21 protein-coding genes are annotated in these 21,973 nt (G+C 45.4%); 7 read left to right on the forward strand and 14 right to left on the reverse strand.

What is annotated here, in order from left to right:
- The first annotated feature begins 126 nt into the window (after window positions 1-126).
- Together R7E00_RS04745 and R7E00_RS04750 are read left to right on the forward strand one after the other, a co-directional pair.
- Window positions 127-1,788, forward strand: a complete 1,662-nt coding sequence (locus tag R7E00_RS04745; RefSeq protein ID WP_151515215.1) for a methyl-accepting chemotaxis protein — start codon at window positions 127-129, stop codon at window positions 1,786-1,788.
- 122 nt (window positions 1,789-1,910) lie between these two features.
- Window positions 1,911-2,405, forward strand: a complete 495-nt coding sequence (locus R7E00_RS04750) for a peptidylprolyl isomerase (protein WP_020195057.1) — start codon at window positions 1,911-1,913, stop codon at window positions 2,403-2,405.
- Between the two features lie 116 nt (window positions 2,406-2,521).
- Here R7E00_RS04750 and R7E00_RS04755 read toward each other — a convergent pair whose 3' ends face one another.
- The 8 genes from R7E00_RS04755 to R7E00_RS04790 form a co-directional block, all read right to left on the reverse strand.
- Window positions 2,522-3,157 carry a DUF2268 domain-containing putative Zn-dependent protease gene (locus R7E00_RS04755; RefSeq protein ID WP_213900001.1) on the reverse strand — a complete coding sequence of 212 codons (636 nt, stop codon included), beginning with the start codon at window positions 3,155-3,157 and terminating at the stop codon, window positions 2,522-2,524.
- Window positions 3,158-3,225: 68 nt separating this feature from the next.
- Complete coding sequence (locus R7E00_RS04760; RefSeq protein WP_213900000.1) at window positions 3,226-4,017, reverse strand: LytR/AlgR family response regulator transcription factor; 792 nt, start codon at window positions 4,015-4,017, stop codon at window positions 3,226-3,228.
- 15 nt (window positions 4,018-4,032) lie between these two features.
- Window positions 4,033-5,055: a sensor histidine kinase gene (locus R7E00_RS04765; RefSeq protein WP_213899999.1), complete on the reverse strand. Its 1,023-nt coding sequence runs from the start codon at window positions 5,053-5,055 to the stop codon at window positions 4,033-4,035.
- A complete protein-coding gene (locus R7E00_RS04770) occupies window positions 5,056-6,402 on the reverse strand; it encodes a hypothetical protein (protein WP_191116173.1) in 1,347 nt (448 codons plus the stop codon).
- 45 nt (window positions 6,403-6,447) lie between these two features.
- The gene (locus R7E00_RS04775) at window positions 6,448-7,233 is read right to left on the reverse strand and encodes an outer membrane lipoprotein-sorting protein (RefSeq protein ID WP_213899997.1); all 786 of its coding nucleotides are present in this window, start codon (window positions 7,231-7,233) and stop codon (window positions 6,448-6,450) included.
- Window positions 7,226-8,494 carry an ABC transporter permease gene (locus R7E00_RS04780; RefSeq protein WP_213899996.1) on the reverse strand — a complete coding sequence of 423 codons (1,269 nt, stop codon included), beginning with the start codon at window positions 8,492-8,494 and terminating at the stop codon, window positions 7,226-7,228. The genes R7E00_RS04775 and R7E00_RS04780 overlap by 8 nt, the downstream gene beginning before the upstream one ends.
- Entirely contained in the window at window positions 8,482-9,180 is a 699-nt protein-coding gene (locus R7E00_RS04785) for an ABC transporter ATP-binding protein (RefSeq protein WP_213907518.1), read from the reverse strand. Before R7E00_RS04785 ends, R7E00_RS04780 begins: the two co-directional genes overlap by 13 nt.
- Window positions 9,181-9,189: 9 nt before the next feature.
- Window positions 9,190-9,858, reverse strand: coding sequence for a hypothetical protein (locus tag R7E00_RS04790; protein WP_017189795.1), 669 nt, complete (start codon window positions 9,856-9,858; stop codon window positions 9,190-9,192).
- 392 nt (window positions 9,859-10,250) lie between these two features.
- On the opposite strand from R7E00_RS04790, the gene rodA reads away from it, so the two are divergent.
- Complete coding sequence (rodA, locus tag R7E00_RS04795; protein WP_258476632.1) at window positions 10,251-11,333, forward strand: rod shape-determining protein RodA; 1,083 nt, start codon at window positions 10,251-10,253, stop codon at window positions 11,331-11,333.
- 72 nt (window positions 11,334-11,405) lie between these two features.
- Here the strand turns inward: rodA and R7E00_RS04800 are convergent, their stop codons facing one another.
- From R7E00_RS04800 to R7E00_RS04810, 3 genes are all read right to left on the reverse strand, one after another.
- Window positions 11,406-12,122, reverse strand: a complete 717-nt coding sequence (locus R7E00_RS04800; protein ID WP_005374482.1) for a YebC/PmpR family DNA-binding transcriptional regulator — start codon at window positions 12,120-12,122, stop codon at window positions 11,406-11,408.
- A gap of 135 nt (window positions 12,123-12,257) precedes the next feature.
- Window positions 12,258-12,467 carry a DUF3283 family protein gene (locus R7E00_RS04805; protein ID WP_005374484.1) on the reverse strand — a complete coding sequence of 70 codons (210 nt, stop codon included), beginning with the start codon at window positions 12,465-12,467 and terminating at the stop codon, window positions 12,258-12,260.
- A gap of 100 nt (window positions 12,468-12,567) precedes the next feature.
- On the reverse strand, window positions 12,568-14,466 hold the full coding sequence (locus R7E00_RS04810) for an ATP-binding protein (protein WP_025768716.1): 1,899 nt from the start codon (window positions 14,464-14,466) through the stop codon (window positions 12,568-12,570).
- Between the two features lie 68 nt (window positions 14,467-14,534).
- Between R7E00_RS04810 and R7E00_RS04815 the strand changes: the two genes are divergently transcribed.
- Window positions 14,535-15,290 (forward strand): substrate-binding periplasmic protein, encoded by a 756-nt coding sequence (locus R7E00_RS04815; protein WP_005383196.1) that lies wholly within the window; start codon window positions 14,535-14,537, stop codon window positions 15,288-15,290.
- Window positions 15,291-15,358: 68 nt separating this feature from the next.
- On the opposite strand, the gene ribA is transcribed toward R7E00_RS04815, so the two are convergent.
- Both ribA and R7E00_RS04825 read right to left on the reverse strand, forming a co-directional pair.
- Window positions 15,359-16,420, reverse strand: coding sequence for a GTP cyclohydrolase II (gene ribA, locus R7E00_RS04820; protein ID WP_262606188.1), 1,062 nt, complete (start codon window positions 16,418-16,420; stop codon window positions 15,359-15,361).
- Between the two features lie 238 nt (window positions 16,421-16,658).
- Entirely contained in the window at window positions 16,659-16,856 is a 198-nt protein-coding gene (locus tag R7E00_RS04825) for a PA3496 family putative envelope integrity protein (protein WP_005374493.1), read from the reverse strand.
- Between the two features lie 361 nt (window positions 16,857-17,217).
- On the opposite strand from R7E00_RS04825, the gene R7E00_RS04830 reads away from it, so the two are divergent.
- From R7E00_RS04830 to R7E00_RS04840, 3 genes are read left to right on the forward strand one after another with little or no spacing between them, the layout of a single operon-like run.
- Entirely contained in the window at window positions 17,218-18,066 is an 849-nt protein-coding gene (locus tag R7E00_RS04830) for an ABC transporter ATP-binding protein (protein ID WP_054576517.1), read from the forward strand.
- Between the two features lie 2 nt (window positions 18,067-18,068).
- The gene (locus R7E00_RS04835; protein ID WP_104980285.1) at window positions 18,069-19,001 is read left to right on the forward strand and encodes an ATP-binding cassette domain-containing protein; all 933 of its coding nucleotides are present in this window, start codon (window positions 18,069-18,071) and stop codon (window positions 18,999-19,001) included.
- Window positions 19,001-19,468, forward strand: a complete 468-nt coding sequence (locus R7E00_RS04840; protein WP_065275567.1) for a transcriptional regulator — start codon at window positions 19,001-19,003, stop codon at window positions 19,466-19,468. The genes R7E00_RS04835 and R7E00_RS04840 overlap by 1 nt, the downstream gene beginning before the upstream one ends.
- A 289-nt stretch (window positions 19,469-19,757) precedes the next feature.
- On the opposite strand, the gene R7E00_RS04845 is transcribed toward R7E00_RS04840, so the two are convergent.
- Complete coding sequence (locus tag R7E00_RS04845) at window positions 19,758-21,728, reverse strand: replication initiator protein RctB domain-containing protein (protein WP_017635223.1); 1,971 nt, start codon at window positions 21,726-21,728, stop codon at window positions 19,758-19,760.
- Between the last annotated feature and the right edge of the window lie 245 nt (window positions 21,729-21,973).

Raw genomic sequence — 21,973 nt, forward strand, 5'->3', positions numbered from 1 at the left:
TCCAGTATTTCTGATTGATTAACTCGGTTAATCTCTAAGCATTACAACAATAAGTATTAACACTTTTATCAGGCAAGCTTATTCAGCTTGTCACTTGTAACGCTGCGCCGAGAGAAGGACGTCTCTATGAATCTGACGATCAGAAAACGACTATATATCCTTTCAATAATTCCAATTCTAACTATGGCAATAGGCATGATGTGGTTCACCTACGAACAAACCACGGCCTACAACGAGCACGAGATTGAGCAAACTCGAAGTCGAATGATGGAGATGAAAAAAGCCGAACTCAAAAGCTACGTACAAATGGCGCGTTCCGCTGTCGAGCCGCTACTCGCACAAAATGCCCCACTGGAAGAGGCTCTGCCTATCTTGAAACAACTAGAGTTTGGTCAATCCGGATACATCTTTGGTTATGATTCAAAAGGCGTTCGCGTCGTGGTGGGTAAAAACACCAAAGGCATCGGGGAAAACTTCTATAACTTGCAGGACAAGAAAGGCAATTACCTGATCCAGGATTTGTTAAAAAATGCCAAAACTGGCGAGTTCACGACTTATTACTTCCCGAAACTCGGTCAGAGTGAAGCACTACCGAAACTGAGCTACTCAGTCTTTATTCCTGAATGGGACTTGATGTTGGGAACGGGTTTCTACACGGACGATATCGACGCCATTGTGGCAGACATGGAAAAAGCCGCACACGAAGATCTCAACACCACACTGACGGCAATAGCCCTGTTTTGTGCCTCAATAACAGCGATAGTTGCAGTCTTTGCCGTATTTGTTAACCGCAGCATCATGAAACCTATTGAGCAGTTTGATGCTTCAATTCACTCTTTCGCACAAGGCGATGCAGATTTAACCGCGCGCATGGAAGAATCGAGCGTGCCGGAGTTCACGCAGCTGAGCCGTAACTTCAATATCTTCGTTGAAAGCCTACAAGGCATAATCAAGAGCGTTAGCCACGTAGGACAAGAAGTGGTTTCAGAGACCAACGAGATGTCACAGCGTGCATCGCAAGTGGATGAATTAGCTTCTGGTCAACGTGAAGAGACCGAACAAGTCGCAGCGGCAATGACCGAGATGACAGCAACGGCGCACGAGATTTCAAACAACGCTAACCAAGCAGCGCAATCAGCCAGAGACGCCGATGAAAACTCACAACAAGCAAAACACATTGTTGATTCGGCAGCGAACTCTGTCGAAGCACTCGCGCTAGAGGTGTCGGAAGCCAGCACGGTGATTTCTCGTTTAGAGAGCGACGTAAAAAACATTTCTTCTTCTCTGGAAGTGATTCAGGATATAGCCGAGCAAACTAACCTATTGGCACTGAACGCAGCCATTGAAGCAGCCCGTGCAGGCGAACAAGGTCGCGGCTTCGCAGTCGTTGCCGATGAGGTTCGTAAACTGGCAAGTCGCACTCAAGACAGCACAGGCGAAATTCACCAAATGATTGAGCAATTGAAGTCTGGCTCGGATGCGGCAGTGAAAGCCATGGGCTCAAGCCAAGCGCGTGGTGAAGCAACGGTTGAGGAAGCACGAGCTGCCTCTGCCGCACTGCAAGAAATCCAAGCCGCAATTGCTAACATCATGGACATGAACACCCTGATCGCAACGGCAACCGAAGAGCAAAGCCAAGTTGGGCAAGAGATTTCACAACGCATTGAAGTGATCTCTCAACAAAGCAGTCAGTCGGCAAGCCTTGCGAATCAAAACCGTGCAGGCAGTGGCAACCTTAACCACAAAGCCAACGAACTGTACGACTTGGTCGGTCGCTTTACGGTCTAGAGCTTTCCTCAAACACTCAACATGCAAACAGCGACGCCAAAACGTCGCTGTTTTTATTTCTGCTATCATAATGCGACTTAGCTATAATGCCGCCAACTAAGCACCCACAAGGGCAAAACCAGATGATTATTATGACCACCAATTTCGGTGACATCGAGATTGAACTGAACCTAGAACGAGCACCAGTTAGTTCAAAGAACTTCAAAAAATACTGTGAAGATGGCTTCTACAACGGCACCATTTTCCACCGCGTTATCGATGGCTTTATGATTCAAGGTGGCGGTCATACCGAAGACATGGCAGAAAAGCCAACACGCGCCCCTATCGCGAACGAAGCAAACCGTGGTCTAAAGAACCTTGTTGGCACTATCGCAATGGCGCGTACCGATGCTCCGCACTCTGCAACAGCACAGTTCTTCATTAACTTGGAAGACAATGATTTCCTAGACCACACCGCAACCACCAACCTAGGCTGGGGCTATGCCGTGTTTGGTAAAGTGACCGCGGGTATGGATGTCGTAAATCGCATCGCGAAAGTAAAAACGACCTCTAAGCTTGGTCACGATGATGTGCCATGCGATCCAATCATTATCGAGAAAGTGACGATCAGCGAATAAACCCATTCGCCTCTGCAGAGAAATCGTCGCTATAAACGAAGAAAGCGCCTAACGTCTGATGACCTAGGCGCTTTTTGTTTTTATAACTCGGCCGATTAGTTGGGCTTATAACGAAGTTATTGATAGAAAAGCTCAGCTTTGGCTCCAACCAAATCCAGTTCAGAGCCTTGAAAGTCAGCCAGATATTCAGCAACAAGGTTGTACCCAACCCAATACCCCATGTATTTCGGCCAGCGGCTTTCATCGCTGCCAAGAAAGTAAGCGTCGAAGTTGTAATCTAGGCTGGTCAACTTATCTTTCATCTCAGCGTAGAAAGGGCGCCAATCTTGATCTTTGATTTGCTCAAACAAGCTCGGAGTGACGCCGCCATTCACCTTACGTTCGAAGTGACAAGCTAACCCTTCCATAATCAGCACATCACCAAGTGCAACGCCATTCTCTCCGGCTCGCATACGGAACAGGTGATGCAACTCATGCGCTAACACCGCAGCTAGTTCTTTCTCAATAACGTTTTTAATATCAGCACGTTGAGTATCAAGCAGAATCTCTACACGATAGGCGCTTAAGCAATAGCCACCAATCCCCGTCTGCGGTACGTCATTGCGATCAAACGGGCTAATGGTGAGGTCAATGTTACTTAAATCAAAGTAACTAGAAAGTGGTGAGCTCAGATCATCAAGTTTCTGATGCAAATACTCAGAGATTGGAGACAGTTCTCCCGTCGCATTTAACAGGGTTACGCGATAACTCATTTATCTTCCTTGATAATGTGGGTTAAGAGCAGCGAGTTTACAGTGTAAAGAGTGAGCAGTTCTAACGATTACATCCCTTTGAACAAACTTTGAGATGCACGGCTCACAGGGAGCTTGTTTTCTCCTACGTGAACAAACATTCTGCCAGCAAAATCTTTGTTTACTTTGCAAATTTTACACACTTGCACCACGCTTGAACGGTGCACTTGCCAGAACTGTTCTGGGTTAAGCTGCCCTATCAACTCTTTCAACGATGTACGAATCAAATACTCCTGCACTTTGCCTTGTCCTTGTTGGGCATACACAGAAACGTATTTTTCTTCCGCTTTGAAATACAGCACATCAGACGTGGCGATCAGATGAATGTCTTCCCCTTGCGTCGCTTTGATCCACTGAAGATATTGCGGTGTTTGTGGCGCGGATAATTGCTGCAACTGTTCTAACAGGCTGCTCATCTGCACATTACTGCTTTCTTGCTCTCGCTTAGCAAGGCGTGCTTTCACTCTTTCACACGTCGTCAGGAGGCGCTCATCCGAGATAGGCTTGAGCAAATAATCGGCGGCATTTTGCTCAAAAGCTTTGATGGCGTAATCATCGTACGCGGTGACAAACACAATCAAAGGTGGATTGGCGAATTGATTGAGTTTTTGCGCTAATGTCATGCCATCCAAAACTGGCATACGAATATCGAGAAACGCAATATCAGGTTGACTTTGCTCAATGGCTTGCAACGCTTGTTCACCATCGGCGACTTTGGCTATCACCTCTAGCTCTGGCCACACTTCAGCTAGGCTTTTATCAAGATGACGCCTCAATAACGGTTCATCATCAGCAATAATGGCAGTAAACCCTGTATTCATTCCTTTCTTCCTTGATTACGATTCCATTGGCCAGCGCAAGCGAACACAAACGCCACCCTGAGCAGACTCACTGATAGAAACCTCTCCTTGACCTGCGAACAAAGCTTCAACTCGCTGCTTGAGATTACTTAGACCCACGCCAGACCCCATGTGCCCACTCACGTGATTCAAGCCAACACCTGTGTCTCTGACTTCAATCTTCAAGTTCTGTTGTTCGCGCTTAATGAGTAAGCTGACTTCGCCACCTTCTCGCTTCGGTTCAATACCATGGATGATGGCGTTTTCGATTAAAGGTTGGAGCATCATCGGCGGTAACTCGGTTCTGCCTAGTCCCTCTTCAACCTCAATCTTGTAGCTGAGTCGGTCACCTAAACGGGTTTGTTGGATGCTTAAGTAAGCCTCAAGTAACGCCGTTTCATTGTCTATGGTGGTGTGTTCTTCGCGTGAGCTTTTTAGCGTTGCTCGCAGCAGCGCGGTTAACTGTTCTAGCATCAGCTTGGCTTTATCGACATCTTGCGACATGAGCGCGCTGATATTCGCCAAGGTATTGAATAGAAAATGCGGTTCAATCTGGCTTTGCATCTGCTTAAGCTGACTCAGCAAGAGCGCACGATCTTGCTCTGCTTTCTCGCGCTTGATGGCTTCCAACTCTCGTTGAGCGATCGCATGTTGCTCGCGTGAGTAGAAATAGAAAAAGCACATGGCACTGAATAACAACCCCATGAGTCCAACCGATAGCATACCTGAGATGCCGAAATATTCTCCGAGCCAAAACTCGGCGTTTACCACACCGAACAATAAGCAAGCCGTCAGCGAGATAGCCACTTCCGCCAAACGAGGAATGGTAGGAAACAGGCGGTCGACAAGCCATGAGAAGAATATAGCCGAATAGCCAAATCCAAAACTCACCATAACATGAACGTAAAATGAGCCGCCCCAAACAGAAAGCGTCATTGCTGCGATAAAGAGACAAAATGCCGTGGTCACTAATAAGCTACGCGACCATCCACTTTTCACCATTGATTTTGCTGAACACATTTAGAATTTCCCTTTGATGTTAAATACAATCATATGCTTATCATTGATTTGTGCGTAAGCAGATTGGTCGTCTCCGGTTAAAAAGCGTGCGGCAACTTCCACTTCTACACTTTGATCGCCGGTATCAATCCATTGGTAGTTAAGCCACTGCGTGACAATCACACCACCATCTTGTGGCGCCAACATCACATCCAACGTAGGGGTTACATCACTTAGCCAGCCCATATCCGCTTTACCGTTCCATGCAGCCCACGCTTCCAAATCCCAACTCCAGTGCAGCATTACGTTATGCTGAACGATATTGGCATGCTGAAACCCTTGGGCGTAGCTTGTCGCAAGTAGAGCGCTGCTAGCCAACAGAGAGTTGTTAGGATCAGGGATCTGAGAGAGTAATTCGCCACGCCCTATTGCTTGTTGCCATTCGCTTTTCGACCATGCACGACTGTCGTACCAATATTCAGCAATCACGTTGTGCCCGACTTGGTTTGCCCAATTCAACCCAATTAAGGCTTGGAATGCGCTGCCCTGCTTCTCAACCGAAACGGGTTGGTAAAGATCATCCTGCTGAAACTGATAGCCGACACTTTGCTTTTGCCACAGCATGGAACCGTGCATGGCGATGGATTCATCCCACACCGCAATGGCACTGGCGCCAAGCAAACCTCGGCGCACATCATCGTAATAACCAATAAGTTGATACTCGGTGTCACCCACCAGCGCATAACGACGAATACCAACACCTTGCTGCTCTGCGGCTTGATCAAGAGCACTCTGGTCTTGTTGCCCCCAGCTTGAATCGGTCGCAATGACGGTCCATTCGCCGGCCATATCGTAGTGTGAAAGTGAAAACACACCCGCACCTTCTTCTGCTACTAAGCCAACAGGATTTTGTCGATAAGGCTTAAACAGATCCAAAGGTCGGTAGCCATAACCCACGCCCCAATCCACGCGTAACTTACCCAAACTCACATCAAGAGTGGTATCACCGACTTGCCACTCCCCTAGCCAAGCCAGCTCTCTAATCAACAGTTGGTTATCAGCTTCACTCCACCAATCACTCTCTCCTTGTTGATTGAGGTACAAACCTTGGCTGTACAGTGCGAACAAGCCACTGAAGTTTTGATAGTTCACTTGCACATCCAACAGTGCATTAAGTGAATCACGAGAACTGCCCTGCGCCTGCATAAATGCGCTGTCACGCTGCTTGGCAGTTTCGTAACTGACAGCCCAATCCCACTCAAAACTCAGCTCATCATTGGCAAAAACTGGGGCTGCTGCGCCCACACACAACGACGCAGCAATCAACAAACTGGTGCTTTTGTTAAGGTTAGGCTGGTGCGATTTCATGTGACTTCCTTGCTCGTTTTCATGGTTCTATTTAAGGAGTTCAGGCTAAAGCTGAGTCGTATTGGCTTTCGGCAAATAGCTTGGGTTGTAGAACTTGTTGTCCAGCTGCCAAGGCACGATCTCTTGATACTCGATAACGGTCTTTTTGCTCGGCTGAATGCTATCAAGCAAGGTCATCTCACTGACGTAGTCTTCGCCATTGTCGCTTGCACGTCCGTATTGCGCTTGCTTGGCGAGTTTGCCAGAGCGCAAGTAGAGATCAGCTTTAATTGGAAACGCATCTTGCTCAGACAACCATAAGTCGATCTTCTGATAACTCGCCCCTTTGGTTTTCGCGGTTAAAGCAAGATGATAAGCCGCGACACTTTCCCCGTTCACCGAAACGGTTTCTGTCGCTTTCCATTCACCTTGATAATCTTGGCTCCACGTCAGGGTTGAGATGTCGCCGATAGACGCTTCCCCAAGCAACTTCTGCATTGGCGTAATGCGAATCGGGCGGCGGCTCTTTGGCATTTGCAGCCAGTAGTTGTCGCCCATCATCAGCATCTTTTGCCCAGCTTCGACTGCTGATTTGAACACCACCAGCGATTCACGATTTGGACGCGTGTACACATGGTAAAGGCGGGTTTTATCTAATTCTTGGTCTTGATATAAGCGCACCAGTGACACCACTTTGGAGGAATCATCTTGCAAGCGGTAGCTATCGGCTTTTTCAATCAATTGCGCAACTTGCTGTGCATCTAACGCTGTTTCATTCGCACTGGCATTCATGCTTGCCATGCCGCTTACCGTCAGCAGTGCCATTGGTAATAGTGATTTGAAATTAAACATAAATCAGAGCCTCCGTAATTGGCTTGTTCACCCCTTTGCGTGCCGAGAAAAACGCTGCAACCAAACAAATCATCAATACTGCGAATCCAGCGACAGCCACCAGCTCCCAAGAGAAGTAAATCGTTAATGGGTAACCTTCTGTGCGTCCTGGCGGTGGCGGCATTTGCACATCCACGACCATCAGTAAAATGGTGACTAGCGCCGTAAACAAAGCGCCGATTAAGCTGCCAATCACCGCAAGTAACCCGGCTTCGCGCAAGAACCCAGCAATGATTTCGCGAGGGTAGCTACCAAGAGCTGACAAGGTGCCGATTTCACGTGTACGCTCGGTGACCGACATGGTCATGGTGTTGAACAGGGCGACAAAGACTACCAACGCCATTACTGCGCCCATGATGCCGAAGATGCGGTCGTACAAATCTTTCACTTTGAGATAGAAGAACGCGCGCTCTTGCCAAGGCGTAATCTCAATATCTTGGTCGCCAAAGTTCTGCTTTTGCTTACTCAAAACCGAAGCCACTTGTTGCTCGACTTGGTTAGTTAAACTGGTATCGAACAGGAAGACAGATAACGCACTGACTTTGTCTGAACCGAGCAGCGATTGCGCGCTGTTGATGTGCACGTACAGCTGGCGTTTATCAAGCTCAGGCACGCCTGTTGAGTAGATGCCTCGTACTTTGAAGTCATACGCATTCAATGCGCCATCGGTAGTGGTCGCCAGCAAGGTAATCCAATCGCCAACGTGCACGCTTAGGTTGTTCGCCAAATCAGCGCCGAGCATCACCTCTGGCTCTGCAGGGTCATAACGCGATGCATGAATGTTGGACAGCGTTTGCCCTTCACGCACGTCCAAAAACGGTCCTTTCATATCGAATTCGCGTTCGTTAACGCCAATACCGATAAAGATCGACGACTTGTTGCCGTTGGAAATCAAACCACTGAACTCAACTCGAGGCTGCACACCTCGCACTTCATTCAACCCAATCAATTGCTTGGTGATGTCGTCCGCATGAGTTAACCCATTACTCAGCGGCATCTCTTCTTCTTTGGCGAAGTAACCCTGTGTGGTTAACGTCAGATGCCCCGTGTCACGTGCTGTCGATTCTTTCAAACTGTCGTAGGTGTAAAGACCAAAACCACCCGCACTGGTTAACGCAAACACGGCAATGGCGATGATCAGCATCGACAACAAACTGCGGCGGCGATTGCGTTGCAGGTTCAACCAAGCAAGGCGAACGGAAACTGGAATTAGCTTGCCCATGAAACCTCCTCCACACTTGCGTGCGTTTGGGTAATCTTGCCGTCCACCAACTCAATGGTGCGGTCACAACGGGATGCCATGCGAGGGTCGTGAGTGGCGACGATAAAAGTGGTGCCAAGCTCGTGTCCGAGCCCTTTCATAATGTCGATGACCTTATTGGCAGTTTGGCTATCAAGACTTGCGGTTGGCTCATCAGCAATCACCAATGCTGGTTTGTGCACTAAGGCGCGTGCAATTGCCACACGCTGCTGCTGGCCGCCAGACAGGTTATCGGGCATGTGATGAATAAACTCACTCAAGCCAACGTGTTCTAGCATTTGTGTGGCGAGCTCGGTTTGTTCTGCTTTTGAAAAACCATTGAGGTGTAGCGGATAAGCCACGTTCTCTAACGCTGTCATCACGGGGACAAGATTGAATTTTTGGAACACAAAGCCAAGCTTTTCACGGCGCATTTTCGCAGCTTGCATTTGTCCGGTTGGATATGGGCTGCCTGCAAATGTCACCTGACCTTGGTATTGAGTATCCAGCATGCCAAGCACATTAAGTAAGGTGCTTTTGCCTGAGCCCGACGGTCCACACAATGCCACCATTTCGCCGGCAAATACTTCACCAGACACGTCTCGCAATGCACGCACGGTTTGGCTGCCAAGGGCGTAATCGCGACTAAGTTGATTAAAAACGATCATGACGCCTCCCTAATATTTCGCTAGCAACGCTTTCGCGGTTTGCGTTTCTAGATTGCTGTCGCCCAATTGCTCCATTTGCGCTAACCATGTTTTGGCTTGTTGGACATCTTCAGCGCGTAGTGCTGCTTCAATGGCGTAGCGATAAATCCACGAAGTAGCCGCGAAAGGTTGTTGGCTAAAACTCGGTTCATCGAGCAATGAAAGGTACAGCTCGTAGCCACGCTCAAAGTGATTGAACATATCAGGTAGAGAGGTAAACGTAGTGGCTGCCATGGCGGTGGCTAATTGGTATTCCGGCAAACCTTGTAAGCGTTGTTGCTCTTGCAGTGGTACTGGCTGATTCGCCATTAAATCCAAACCTTTTTGGATTGTGGCAAGACCGCGCTCGGTGAACTTCATCTTGTTCCAAGGCATAAACGCCTCACGACCTTGCAACGTTTCAGCACTGCCTAAGTAAACCAAGGTCACTGGCGTTGCGCCTTGCTCTTCGAGTTGTTTGGATAATTCGCCGTAAACGGTATCAACTAAGCCAGAGTCACCTTGCGCTGCTTGGTTGAATTGACTGAGTGTGCGCTCGCTTGGATTAGCCAGAGCCAAATTGCTGCTAAGTGCAAATGCGGCGATAAACGTACTTGCCAGTTTAAGAGCTTTGATTGAGCGAGATTGAGAAACCATCATGTACTGTCCTTAGTGGAACGTGATTTGATGGTTTCAGATTAAGGGAGAAGGTCGCACGCTGCTTTTGCATGCGACCAATGGCAATTATGCGGAGTGAATGGTATTGAGAGAGGATGAATGACATTCACTTAAACAGAAAATACAATTCCGTTCATTCGTAACGCTACATTTTTACGGCAGTCACAATAAAAACACTGGCTTAAAATCTGAGGCTAGTGTATTTATCCATCCCACAACTACCCATAACAGACAGTGCGCACTCTCCTTTCTTACACACCTTTGCATGGTGTCTGTTGTTTCGAAATCGAGATTCTTAGCATCGGAATAGTTTGAACTCTTCGAGTTTTAGTTGTTTTCGCACTCAAAATAGGTGCGTTATTAGGTCGTTGAAAATGAATAAGCGTTATTTCCCAAGAGTTGATTTACCACTGCTCATGGCGATCATTCCGATCATGCTGTTAAGTTCGCTCACTCTCTGGAGTGCCAGTAGCTTTAATGAGGCGATGCTCTTCAAACATTTGGCGCGCTGCGGACTGACATTAGTTTGTATCTTGGTCATGTCCTCGATTCCAGCGTCCAGCTATCAGCGCTCAGCTCCATATCTCTACATTATTGCGGTTGCTCTGCTACTTGCTGTCGCTTTATTTGGTGATAGCACCAATGGCTCTCAACGTTGGCTCGATATCGGCTTCTTCCGCTTTCAACCGTCTGAGCTAATCAAACTTTCCATTCCAATCATGATCGCCTGGATGCTGCATATTGAAGGAGGTCGACCAGACAGTCGGAAAATTGCGTTTTGCTTACTTATTGCAATGATTCCTGCCGGGTTAATCGCGCTACAACCGGATTTAGACGGTGCAGTTTTTACCATCATTTATGCATTGTTCGTTTTGTTTTTGGCTGGCATGAGCTGGAAAATAATCTGCGGGTTTATTGCGAGCATTTTAACGTTAGCACCTATTTTATGGTTCTTCGTTATGGAAACCTATCAAAAGATCCGTGTAACACAGTTCTTGCACCCTGAGTCCGATCCACTGGGTTCGGGCTACCAAATCATCCAATCTTTGATTGCGATTGGCTCAGGCGGTATGAAAGGCAAAGGTTGGATGAATGCTACGCAAGGAACACTTGGCTTTATTCCAGAAAGTCATACGGACTTTATTTTTTCGACCTATGCGGAAGAATGGGGCTTTGTTGGCAGTTTAGTCTTACTCGCATTGTACTTGTTTATTACTGCACGCGTTATGTTGCTTGCATGTCAGTCTGACCACTTTTTTAGTCGGCTGGTAAGTGGCGCATTAGCGATGAGCTTTTTTCTGTATGCTTTTATCAATACGGGCATGGTGAGTGGCTTGTTGCCAGTAATGGGTAGCCCACTTCCCTTCTTTAGCTATGGCGGCACGGCGATGCTAACTCAAGGTATCAGTTTTGGTGTAATCATGTCGCTGTGTTATTCCAAATATCGTAACGTATAGCTCTGCTTGAGAAAAAGCGATCAAAAAAGGCTTCCCTGAGGAAGCCTTTTTACAACGATATGAGCGAATTAATTACAGCTCTGCGTTGTGGTAAACCTGCTGAACATCATCACAGTCATCTAGAAGATCTAGGAATTTCTGGAACTTCTCAGCATCTTCACCCGATACAGGCGTATGAGTTTGCGGAACGAATGTGATTTCTTCAACATCGATCGTTAGATCTGGGAATGCACCGTTAAGCGCAGTTTTTGTTTTGAAGAATTCTGTGTGAGGTGCGAATACAGTGATAACACCGTCTTCTAGCTCAACGTCAGTAACGTCTACGTCTTCCATCATTAGCGTTTCTAGGATGATTTCATCATCGTCGCCTTTGAACTGGAATACCGCTTGGTGATCGAACATGTGAGAAACCGAGCCCTCAACACCAATTTTCGCACCGACTTTCACAAAGCATTGGCGTACATCTTGGAAAGTACGGTTGCCGTTGTCTGTTAGACAGTCAACGATAACGCTAGTACCGCCAGGGCCGAAGCCTTCGTAACGTGCAGGAGTGTAGTCTTCACCACCGCCACCGTTCGCTTTGTCGATCGCTTTATCGATAACGTGCGCAGGAACTTGGTCTTTTTTCGCTTTTGCGATCAGGTGTTTCAAAGACAAGTTCATGTCTGGATCACCACCACCGTTTTTCGCGCACATGTAAATTTCTTTACCGTATTTGGAATAAACTTTAATTTTCGCGCCTGCAGTTTTCGCCATAGAGGCTTTGCGCACTTCAAAACTTCTTCCCATCGGGATGTCTCTCTAAATTCAAATTTAATGCGAAGGATTTTAGCAAAAAGCGAAACCTTTTCAATTTCGCTTAGCAAAGGAATAGGGAGGTTACCTCATTCGTCACATTGGATTGAACCATTGCCACGGTTCGCGTTAAGCGACACCCATTACTCGTTTGTACTTTTCGACCGATTGCTGAAAAAACGCCTTTTCATCAGCATCGTTAATCTTGGACAACTGTTCTTCTATTGCTTCAGGACCAGATTTGGCCTCTCTGAGCTTCCAAACCAAAAACGACGCCTGCTTATCCAGTTCGATTTTGTTTTTTTCGTCAGGCGGCAATAGGGATAGATTAAACGACATTCACAGCCTCAAGGTACTTTAAATACTAGCCGGGCACTATATCACACAGAGTTACAATTACAGAATAGAAACGCACTTAACTTGATCGATTTCAAGTTAACTATTTAGGCACAGCGCTGATTTTCAGTGCTTTTGGTAAATGCTGTTCGAATATTTGTTGTAATCGAGTCTTGGTAACGGGTTTAGCCACGAACTCGTTCATCCCAACATCGAAGCAATGTTGCTGATCCTCTTTAATGACATTGGCACTTAGCGCAATAATTGGAACGTGTTTCCCCCACTCTCCCATTTTTCGAATTCGCTCCGTAGCAATAAACCCATCCATCACAGGCATTTGGCAGTCCATAAAAATCAAATCGAAAGGCTGCTGATCACACAGCTGCAATGCTTCTTCGCCATGGTTGGCGACACTCACTCGCACACCCAGTTTTTCTAACATGATGCGAACTACCTTCTGATTGACGATGGTATCTTCAACAACCAATACCCAAGGTTTATCATTATCTTGAGGGCTGATTTCGTTGTCTTCCGCTTTCGGGAAATCTAATACATTAAGTTGGCCGGTATAGGTCGATTGCGCATTTATTACAGCAACAGGAATCGAAAATTCAAAACAGCTTCCCAGCCCAAGCTCACTTGTTAGTTGTATTTCTCCTCCCATCAAGTTAACCAACTGTGCAGCTATCGCCAAACCAAGCCCTGTCCCACCATACTTTCTGGTGGTACTACCATCAGCTTGTTGGAAGCGTTCGAAGATTGCTTGTTGGTGCTCTTTCGCAATACCAATACCAGAATCCACAACTCGAAACCGGATATGAGCGGTCTCTCCATCAAGTCGAGATAACGCTACAAGAAGCTTCACATGGCCGCGCTCGGTAAATTTAATCGCGTTGCTCAACAAATTGTTCAGAACTTGTTTCAATCGTGTGGCATCACCTTGCACTTCCATTGGCAAGTGAGGATCAATATCGCTGAGCAGCTCTAAGTTTTTCTGCTTGGCTTTGACACTATGTAAACTGATGACATCGTCAAGTAGCTCGCGAAGATCATAGCTCGTGTATTCCAGCTCTACTTTGCCAGCTTCAACTTTAGAGAAGTCCAAAATGTCGTCGATGATCGTCATTAGTGAGTGAGAAGAACTGTCAATGATCTCTACAAACTCTTTTTGCTGGGGATCGAGGTCGGTGTCATTGAGCAACGACGACACACCAATAATGCCATTCATCGGTGTGCGGATCTCATGACTCATAGTGGCAAGAAACTCACTTTTCTTACGATTAGCGACTTCTGCCCTATCGCGTTCAGCCTCTAACTCAGTCTGGTGCTCTTTCACTTTCTCAACACTTCGGTTGTATTTCTCTGCCAAAACACTCACTTCATCAAAGCACCATCGTTTAGGGAGAGTCACTTTACTCGGCACTGTACCGCCACGAAAATCGCTCACCGCACCAGACAGCAATTGTAACGGATTGACCAACAAGCGAAACGCCACCCAAAGAACACCAATGATGAGAACAAGAATTTTGATCGCTTCTGTCGTAAGTAGAAAAAAGAACTGCTGCCAAAGATCTTCATATATCGCGCTAAGATCCGATTGAACCGTTAATATCGCGAGATCATACGTTTTATCGCCGACCCGATACTGCATCGGCCAGCTTCTCTCGACAACATCCTCAGAAAGCGCCGAACCTAATTCAATGATAACTTCGTCTTCACTAGCAATACGTAAGTAGTCCACCGAGGGCATACGCATTGCACCTTGAGCTTGTGTCAGCAACAGCTCCCTATCCTCTACCCACAAACTCGCAGAAAAGCTCGATAAATAGCTAGACTCAACCTGCTTTAATTCAACATCTAAATGGGCTAAATCTTCGTGAAAAACTCGATATAAGCTCACTGTAGAAATGATGACCGTAAAGATTAAACTCAACGTTAATACCGCCAACATAAGTTGGTTGCCGATACTAAAACGACGTTGAGATCGCTCTTTTTCATCCATATGAAACCGCTCCGATAAACTTGCGCTACTCTAAATATAGCTACGCACAAATAATAATCGAGGATACGATGAAAAGACTTCTACTTAGATTGGCTTTTAGCTTAATTGTTGTAAGTTCTCATGTGACCGCAAATCAAGTGAACTATTACGTCATTGCTGAACAAGCTCGACCATTTCAAATTGAACAACAGGGACAAATGCACTCCGGAATTGTGACCGATATCGTCAGCGCTATCTTCGCGGAGTCGGATTACCAAGTGAATTATCATACTTATCCATTTAAACGTATGATTTCCATATTGGAAGAAGGCGCTGAGCCAAATTGGTTAACTTATGGCAGCCCGAACTGGGGCAAGGTGCAATCGGAAAATTTATCTGAGGAGCCCATTTACACTGTAAAACATGTACTGGTGTCGAGTAGCGAGAAGCCTTTAGAATTCAAAAATATGGATACGATGCATGGTCGTTCTATTGTATTACTGCTGGGGTTTGATTATCCAAATTTAACACCGTTCTTTGAAAATGGCAGTGTCAATGAAATGCGCGTGAAAGACTACAACGCCGCATACCGAGTGATAAGCCGAACCCCTGGAGATACAGCTTTTGTCGAGATGGAATCCCGAGTCCTTTACAACTTAAAGCGACTCAATTTGCCGTTAGAGAATTTTCAGATACAGCCTTTCAGCTCGGTTATTCCTGACTACTCAATCTACCTAGCTTTTTCACCTCAAATGCAACCAGAAACTCAAAATTACATTAATACACGACTCGTTGAATTAAAAACCTCAGGGGAAATTGATGAAATCATTCAAAAGTATCAATGAATCAAATCATTAACAAAAACGCCAACGATGATACGTTGGCGTTTTTGTTTCTGTAAAATCTGTAGCACTTACTTAGTGTGGTTAACAAACTTAGGATCAAACATGTGCCCCAATTTACTCGCCTTGGTTTGCAGGTAATGTTGATTACTTGGGTTATTCCCTTCTTGTAATGGCACTCGTTCAATGACGTTAATATCAACCGCTTCTAAGGCGGCGAGCTTGCGTGGGTTATTCGTCATTAGACGCACAGCGTCAATCCCCAAATGCTCTAGCATTCCTTTACAGAACGCGTAATCACGCATATCAGCGGCAAAACCTAAACGCTCATTTGCTTCCACGGTATCTGCGCCATCATCTTGTAAGTGATAGGCACGAATTTTATTAATCAAGCCGATTCCACGCCCTTCTTGACGTAAATAAAGCAGCACGCCACATCCCTCTTTGACGATGTTTTGTAGCGCTCTATTAAGCTGAAAACCACAGTCACAACGCGTGCTAAATAGAGCATCTCCGGTAAGACACTCCGAATGCAACCGAATAAGTGGAGCTGCACTTTTTGTTGGCTCACCATAGACCAGAGCAAGATGCTCTTTATTTGTCGCGGCTTCAATAAAGCCGTACATCATAAATGTGCCCCACTGGGTGGGCAATTTGGCTTTATCGATAAACTTCACGAGATTGTAAGGCTCAACATGTCTCAGCTCTGCCCGCACATTCATCAGAATCTCTCCTAGATGATTTTCTCCTTTACCATCTCCCCCGTCTCCCCAAAAGGCATCTTTATGAGAATGCTCTGTTAGGCAAGCGTTACCCGTTCTCATTAATTGCTGCGCTAATGGTGGATTTTGTAGAAACTTTTCCCTAACGATGAAAGCCATAACAGCCAACTTTATATCGTCCCAATCGCTTCTGACAAAGTGTTCGTATTTGCGGCTTAAAGCAAACGCTTCGTCAGGGGTGCTTGCGTGCTGAATTTTACTTTGCAACTGAGCATCGAGAAACTTTTGGGCTTGGTAATAATGTTCGCTGGTGGGCCAAGTTTGGGAGGAGATATTGACTGGGGCATGGCAAAAATTTGAGAGAAAACCGTGGGGCTCATCGGGCTCATAAAAAAGGATTTGATCAACCATACTTGCGCTCCTTGCTTTGTGGTTGCGATAATCAACAAAAAGCATATCGCTACTGATATATCTAGTAACACAAGGTCAGATTGTCAAACTTCTTCGGGACGGGACGTGAGTGTGAAACTCGTGCTTTTGAGGCGCAAGACAGATAAATGGACGGTTTGAATAAGAGAGTAATAGAGTGAAAAAATAAAAAGGGCAGTCCGTCGACTACCCTATGGGTTGCTAAACCAACCTGAGGCGATCAGTGTATCAAGCCAAGCTCCCTTGCTTCTTCAATGGTCAACCCACTTTCACGGATCTCACGTAACGCTTCAATGCGTCTTCTGGCTTCTGCTGATTTCACTGTTTTCTCTGGCTTCACAACGGTTTCCTCATCAGGTAATTCCCATTTGTGAGCGATGTTGGTCATCTCGTCATGGTCGATAGAATTAATGGACATATTTCCTCCGAACACACCATGTTTTCGATGCGTAATCTATAGCAAAACCGGAACAAGGTGGTAAGAAAAACTGTAGGGAAATGTGACCCCTCCCGCCCTTTCGTTAACTCCTTAATAGATTCATCATTTAAGTTTTGCCAAGGGACAAATTTACGATTAAATTTGAGTAATTCCCCCTACGAAAAGTGTGCTGATCTAGCTCTCAATTCTGCTCTTCTTTAGTTTTATCAACGACGCATTACACCACTTCCTGTTTCACCTAACTTTCGAGTCACTTCACTGATTCATGGTTTGATACTTTCTAAAAACCGCCACACCTGATAATGATAATAATTATCTTTTAGATTAGTTAGGTGTTTATATGGATGGTATTAACTTAAGTCATGCATACCACAATGACCCGGTCATCCAGATCCGAGATTTGTGCGTCGATTACATCACTGATAATGGTGATTTTAATGCGGTAAAGTCCATCAGCTTTGATATCGGCAAAGGCGAAGTATTTGGTCTTGCCGGTGAATCTGGATGTGGTAAAAGCACAATCGCATTCTCAATAAATCGTCTTCATAAGCCGCCAGCGTACATTTCTGGCGGTAAAATATGGTTTGATGGCAAGGATATCCTTAGTATCTCAGACTCTGAGCTGACCGCTCTAAGGTGGAGTGAAATCGCCATGGTGTTCCAGAGCGCGATGAACTCACTCAACCCTGTCTTAACGATACAAGAGCAATTTGCAGATGTGTTACGACACCATCAAGGCCTCACTAACGCTCAAGCAAAAGATAGAGCAGAAAAGTTGTTGGACTTGGTCAATATTCCTCGAGAACGCTTAGCAGAATATCCTCATCAATTTTCAGGAGGAATGCGTCAGCGGTTGGTGATAGCCATTGCTTTGTCTCTAAATCCAAAACTGATCATTATGGATGAGCCCACAACAGCATTAGATGTAGTGGTACAGCGAGAAATTTTACAGCAAATTTATCAGCTTAGAGATGAGTTCGGTTTTTCAGTCCTCTTTATCACTCATGACCTGGCACTCATGAGCCAACTATGTGATCGAATTGCAATCATGCGTCACGGAGAAATCGTCGAAGTCAATCGAGCATACGATATACGCAATCATCCTCAACACCCCTACACGCAAAAGCTATGGGCTTCTTTCCCAAACATCCATGACGTCCACAAACAACCAGAGTTACAAGGAGCGTAACCATGAGCCAGCCTATCATCCAAATGAAAAATGTGATTAAAGAATTCAAAGTGGGCGGTGGTTTAGCGAAAGAGGAAACCTTTCGTGCGCTTCAAGGAGTGACTTTTGATCTGTACGCAGGAAAAACCTTGGCTTTGGTTGGAGAGTCAGGCTGCGGTAAGAGTACTTGCGCTCGTTTAATAACCAAAGTCTATCCAGCAACGCAAGGCGAGATCCTTTTCAATGGCACTGACATAAATGAGATCACGTCACGATCGGCTCTACAAGAATATCGCAGTAAAGTACAAATGGTGTTTCAAGATCCGTTTGGCTCTCTCAATCCAACTCATACCATTCGCCATCACCTAACACGTCCTTTAAAAATTCATAAACAAGTCAAAAACGCGCGCGACATCCCAGCCCGCTTGGAAGAGCTCCTAAAGCTGGTGGAACTACCTGAAGAGACATTGAATAAGTTCCCTCACGAACTCAGTGGTGGGCAACGTCAGCGAGTAAACTTAGCAAGGGCTTTAGCGGTAGGTTCGCAAATCATTCTTGCAGATGAGCCTACGTCTATGCTGGATGTTTCTATTCGCTTGGGAGTGTTGAATTTAATGCAACGAATGAAGCAAGAGCTGGGAATTGGTTTTTTATACATCACTCATGATCTGGCGACTGCGCACTACATCGCGGAAGAAACCGCAGTAATGTACAAAGGGCAAATCGTTGAATGGGGCGACACTCATTCAATACTTAAGAATCCGCAGCATCCTTATACTAAGCTGTTGATTTCTGCCGTTCCTGATCCTGACTTACCTTTTGGTAACTTAGTGAAAAATGAGCCAAACTATTCGATAGATGCCGATGAAATTCGTCAACGTAGCAGCATAATTGTCGACGAATTTGATCAAATAGGGCCAAATCACTATGTAAAACAATGGACTGAGGCAGCGTAATGGATTTGAGTACTTGGCAAGATCAAATCGCCATGTGGTACGAACAGCGGAAACATGATCAAGTAGAAAAATTGGAAACGATCTTATATCAGGTGCCTGATGACGTGTTTGGACCCGAATTGAGTGATCTTCAAAGTAAAGCGATTGCTTGCTGGTTGGATGGATGTTTACGCGTGTTTCAACATGCAAGGTACCAAGACCCTCAGAAAGCATATCAAACCTTGCTTTATACGAGTGCAAAGCTTGAACAAGCAGCATGCCAAGTCTCGACTGATATTCTGATCAAAGATTGGTGTTTGAGACGACTTCAGCATCTCACCGTTGTGGCGTTAGAGTTTTGTAATCAGCAGTGTGATCAAAACAAGTGGCAGGAACAAGCCCATAGCTTAATCGAATCACATGTTGCGTTGATGCGTTCATTACACTGGAATGAATCCAAGAAGCATGATCAAGGTTTACCTCATTAGTCCGGAAAAATGATCAAGGCTTAATTAGCGGAATTTTAGGCAAAAAAAAGCGAGTTTCCTGAGGAGAAACTCGCGAAGTCTATTCAGAATGAATGTAACAATATGAGCCAATCTATTAATCATCAGAAAGGACAAAAGGTTGTCTATTCGGGATAAATAGTAGTATTAGGCTTGGCTTCTAATGTCAGTGGTTTGTAAGAGTTAAGTCTGTTTTTTATCATCGAAAGACATTGTTACATTTCAAACCGATACATCACACCTATAGCTTGATACACATCAAGCGACACTTTTAAATCGCCATTTCATCCAAGGCACGAAATACCATTTCATCCATGTGACCATCGAAGATTTGACGACAAACTTTCCGACGCACCGCTAACCCCGCAATCAAGCGCTCGATGGTAAGATGCTTAACATCGTTCTGGGTGTTAAACAGCTCGACGGTTTTACTTAATGTCTCATAAGGAATCGGCTCATCCCCTACCCTTAGCCAATCGAGCTTCTCTATGTAATCTGAGCACTCTTCTTTGATTGAGGCATAGGAGTGCCCTGTCATCGCAGACAAAGCCGTTATACTGCGTTCTAGAGCCTCTGGTGAGGTATATTTAGATAGAGTAATGGTGATCTCATCAGCATTGATCTCTACCAAATGTTTTCTTTGCTTCACGCGTCGCCCTAAATTTCCTCTTGGAGACGGTGCTTTGCGTTGAATGGGCTCAAATTCGCCGTCTATGATGCCTGAGAGCTCCTCAAGCTGTTGTCGGGTTACCATCTCATTACGAAGTGGATTTGGCAGCGTAGGCGCCATGTTACGCTTTCCTGCGTTGGTCGTTCGCGCTCGCGAGTAACGTAAGACCTCTTCGACATCACATTTGATGTCGATCTGGTAGTCCATCACTTTGTCATTTTCGATCATGGTTTCGATCGTCAGGTGATAACCCCACAAATTAACGACGAATAGATCATCATTCCCTTTTCCATCAGACAAACGCTTTAGTTCTCGGATCAGATCCATGGAGAAACGTCGCCATTCAATGTTACGTGCAAGTTTCTGGTTTAACTCACTCAGTAGCATGCAATCCGTGTGACGACGAACCATGCGACTACGGAAGAAAGAGTACAGTTGAAACACCAAAGTATGTTGTTTCAAGATCTCTGGCGGAAACAAGAAGAAATAATCGCGTGTTAACAGCTCTTCATAAAACGAAGGTTCCCAAACTAAAATATATAAGTTTGGCTTGATACGAATTTCACCATCGCTTCCCTCCACAGGTGCCTCTTCAGAGGCCGTGATGGTTCGAGCAAGAAAACGAAAACGATCACTTTTGAAGCCCTCTGGCATGTTTTCACTTAGCCAACGTCCAGTAAGTTCATGGAGCTGAAAATCAGTGAATTCAATGCGATCAATGCTATCGCGAATGGAATCACGAGCTGGGCCACTGTCTTTTTTGCCTCTGAGCGACAAAATATCAGTGATGTATAGCGGCGTTTTGTTTGGTACGTGAGCCGCATCAAGCTGATACTGATCTTTGTGATGATCATGATATTGAACCGTTAACGTGAAGAGAGCGAACAGGGTCATGAGATCATCCACAGTCATGATATTTTTGGATGATCGCGTCTCGATAACGGCTTTTGTGCCAGAGATCGACACCATGGATTTCTGATAACTTTTTCGAGTTCTTGGTGGCGCAAGTGCTTGGTCAATGATCCCAGCCCAATTTGTTGGAGATACAACAAATTGATCGGCTTCATCTTTCATCGTGGGAGGTGTGTTTAACCCGTGCTCATTCAACAAACGTTTGTTTACTTGAGTCTGAGCCAATGCTTTCGAACGTTTTTGTTTCTCGTTCTGGCGAACTTTGTCGGTAACAAGACTTGTTGCTCCCAATACAGATATAAGCTGATTTGGATTCACAAATTTATGTAGCATCGTTTTACCAGCAAGTCCCTCTTCAAAACGCACTGGTGTTTGAGTAAATAAACCAATATTTACTGCTGCGCGCAAACGTTGTTGCAGAGCTGCACGTGTAAGTTGCCCATCTGTTGCCTCAACAATCTCTGTGGTTGAAACCAAACCATCCTTGCTGCTGAAGCCTCGTAATGAGATCAGATTAAGCAACTCTAAGATGCTTTTGGTCACCCCTTTGAAATGTTGGTACTGCTCTACCCAATCCGCAGAGGATTCATGTACCTCAAAAAGATGGCCATCTTTGTGGCTTCTCGGTGCTTTAATCAGAATTTTTTCATCAGCCGTCATTTTAGATCCAGATCACACTAGCCGTAGTTGTGCTATGGTTCCGAAGAATAAAGAAAAACAGATCATAAATAAAGAAAAAAGATTGTTTTTTAAATAACTGATCTTTTTGATTAATCTGATCTTAATTGATTATATGATCTAATGATCTGGCTTGAAATTTCTCGCTAAGCTTTTGTTCTATAAGACTATTATTTCCATGTATTTCGGAACTATGATCATAAGAAATCTGAAAGTATGATCAACAA

Source organism: Vibrio sp. Vb1755, from assembly GCF_033338635.1.
Classification (GTDB): domain Bacteria; phylum Pseudomonadota; class Gammaproteobacteria; order Enterobacterales; family Vibrionaceae; genus Vibrio; species Vibrio alginolyticus.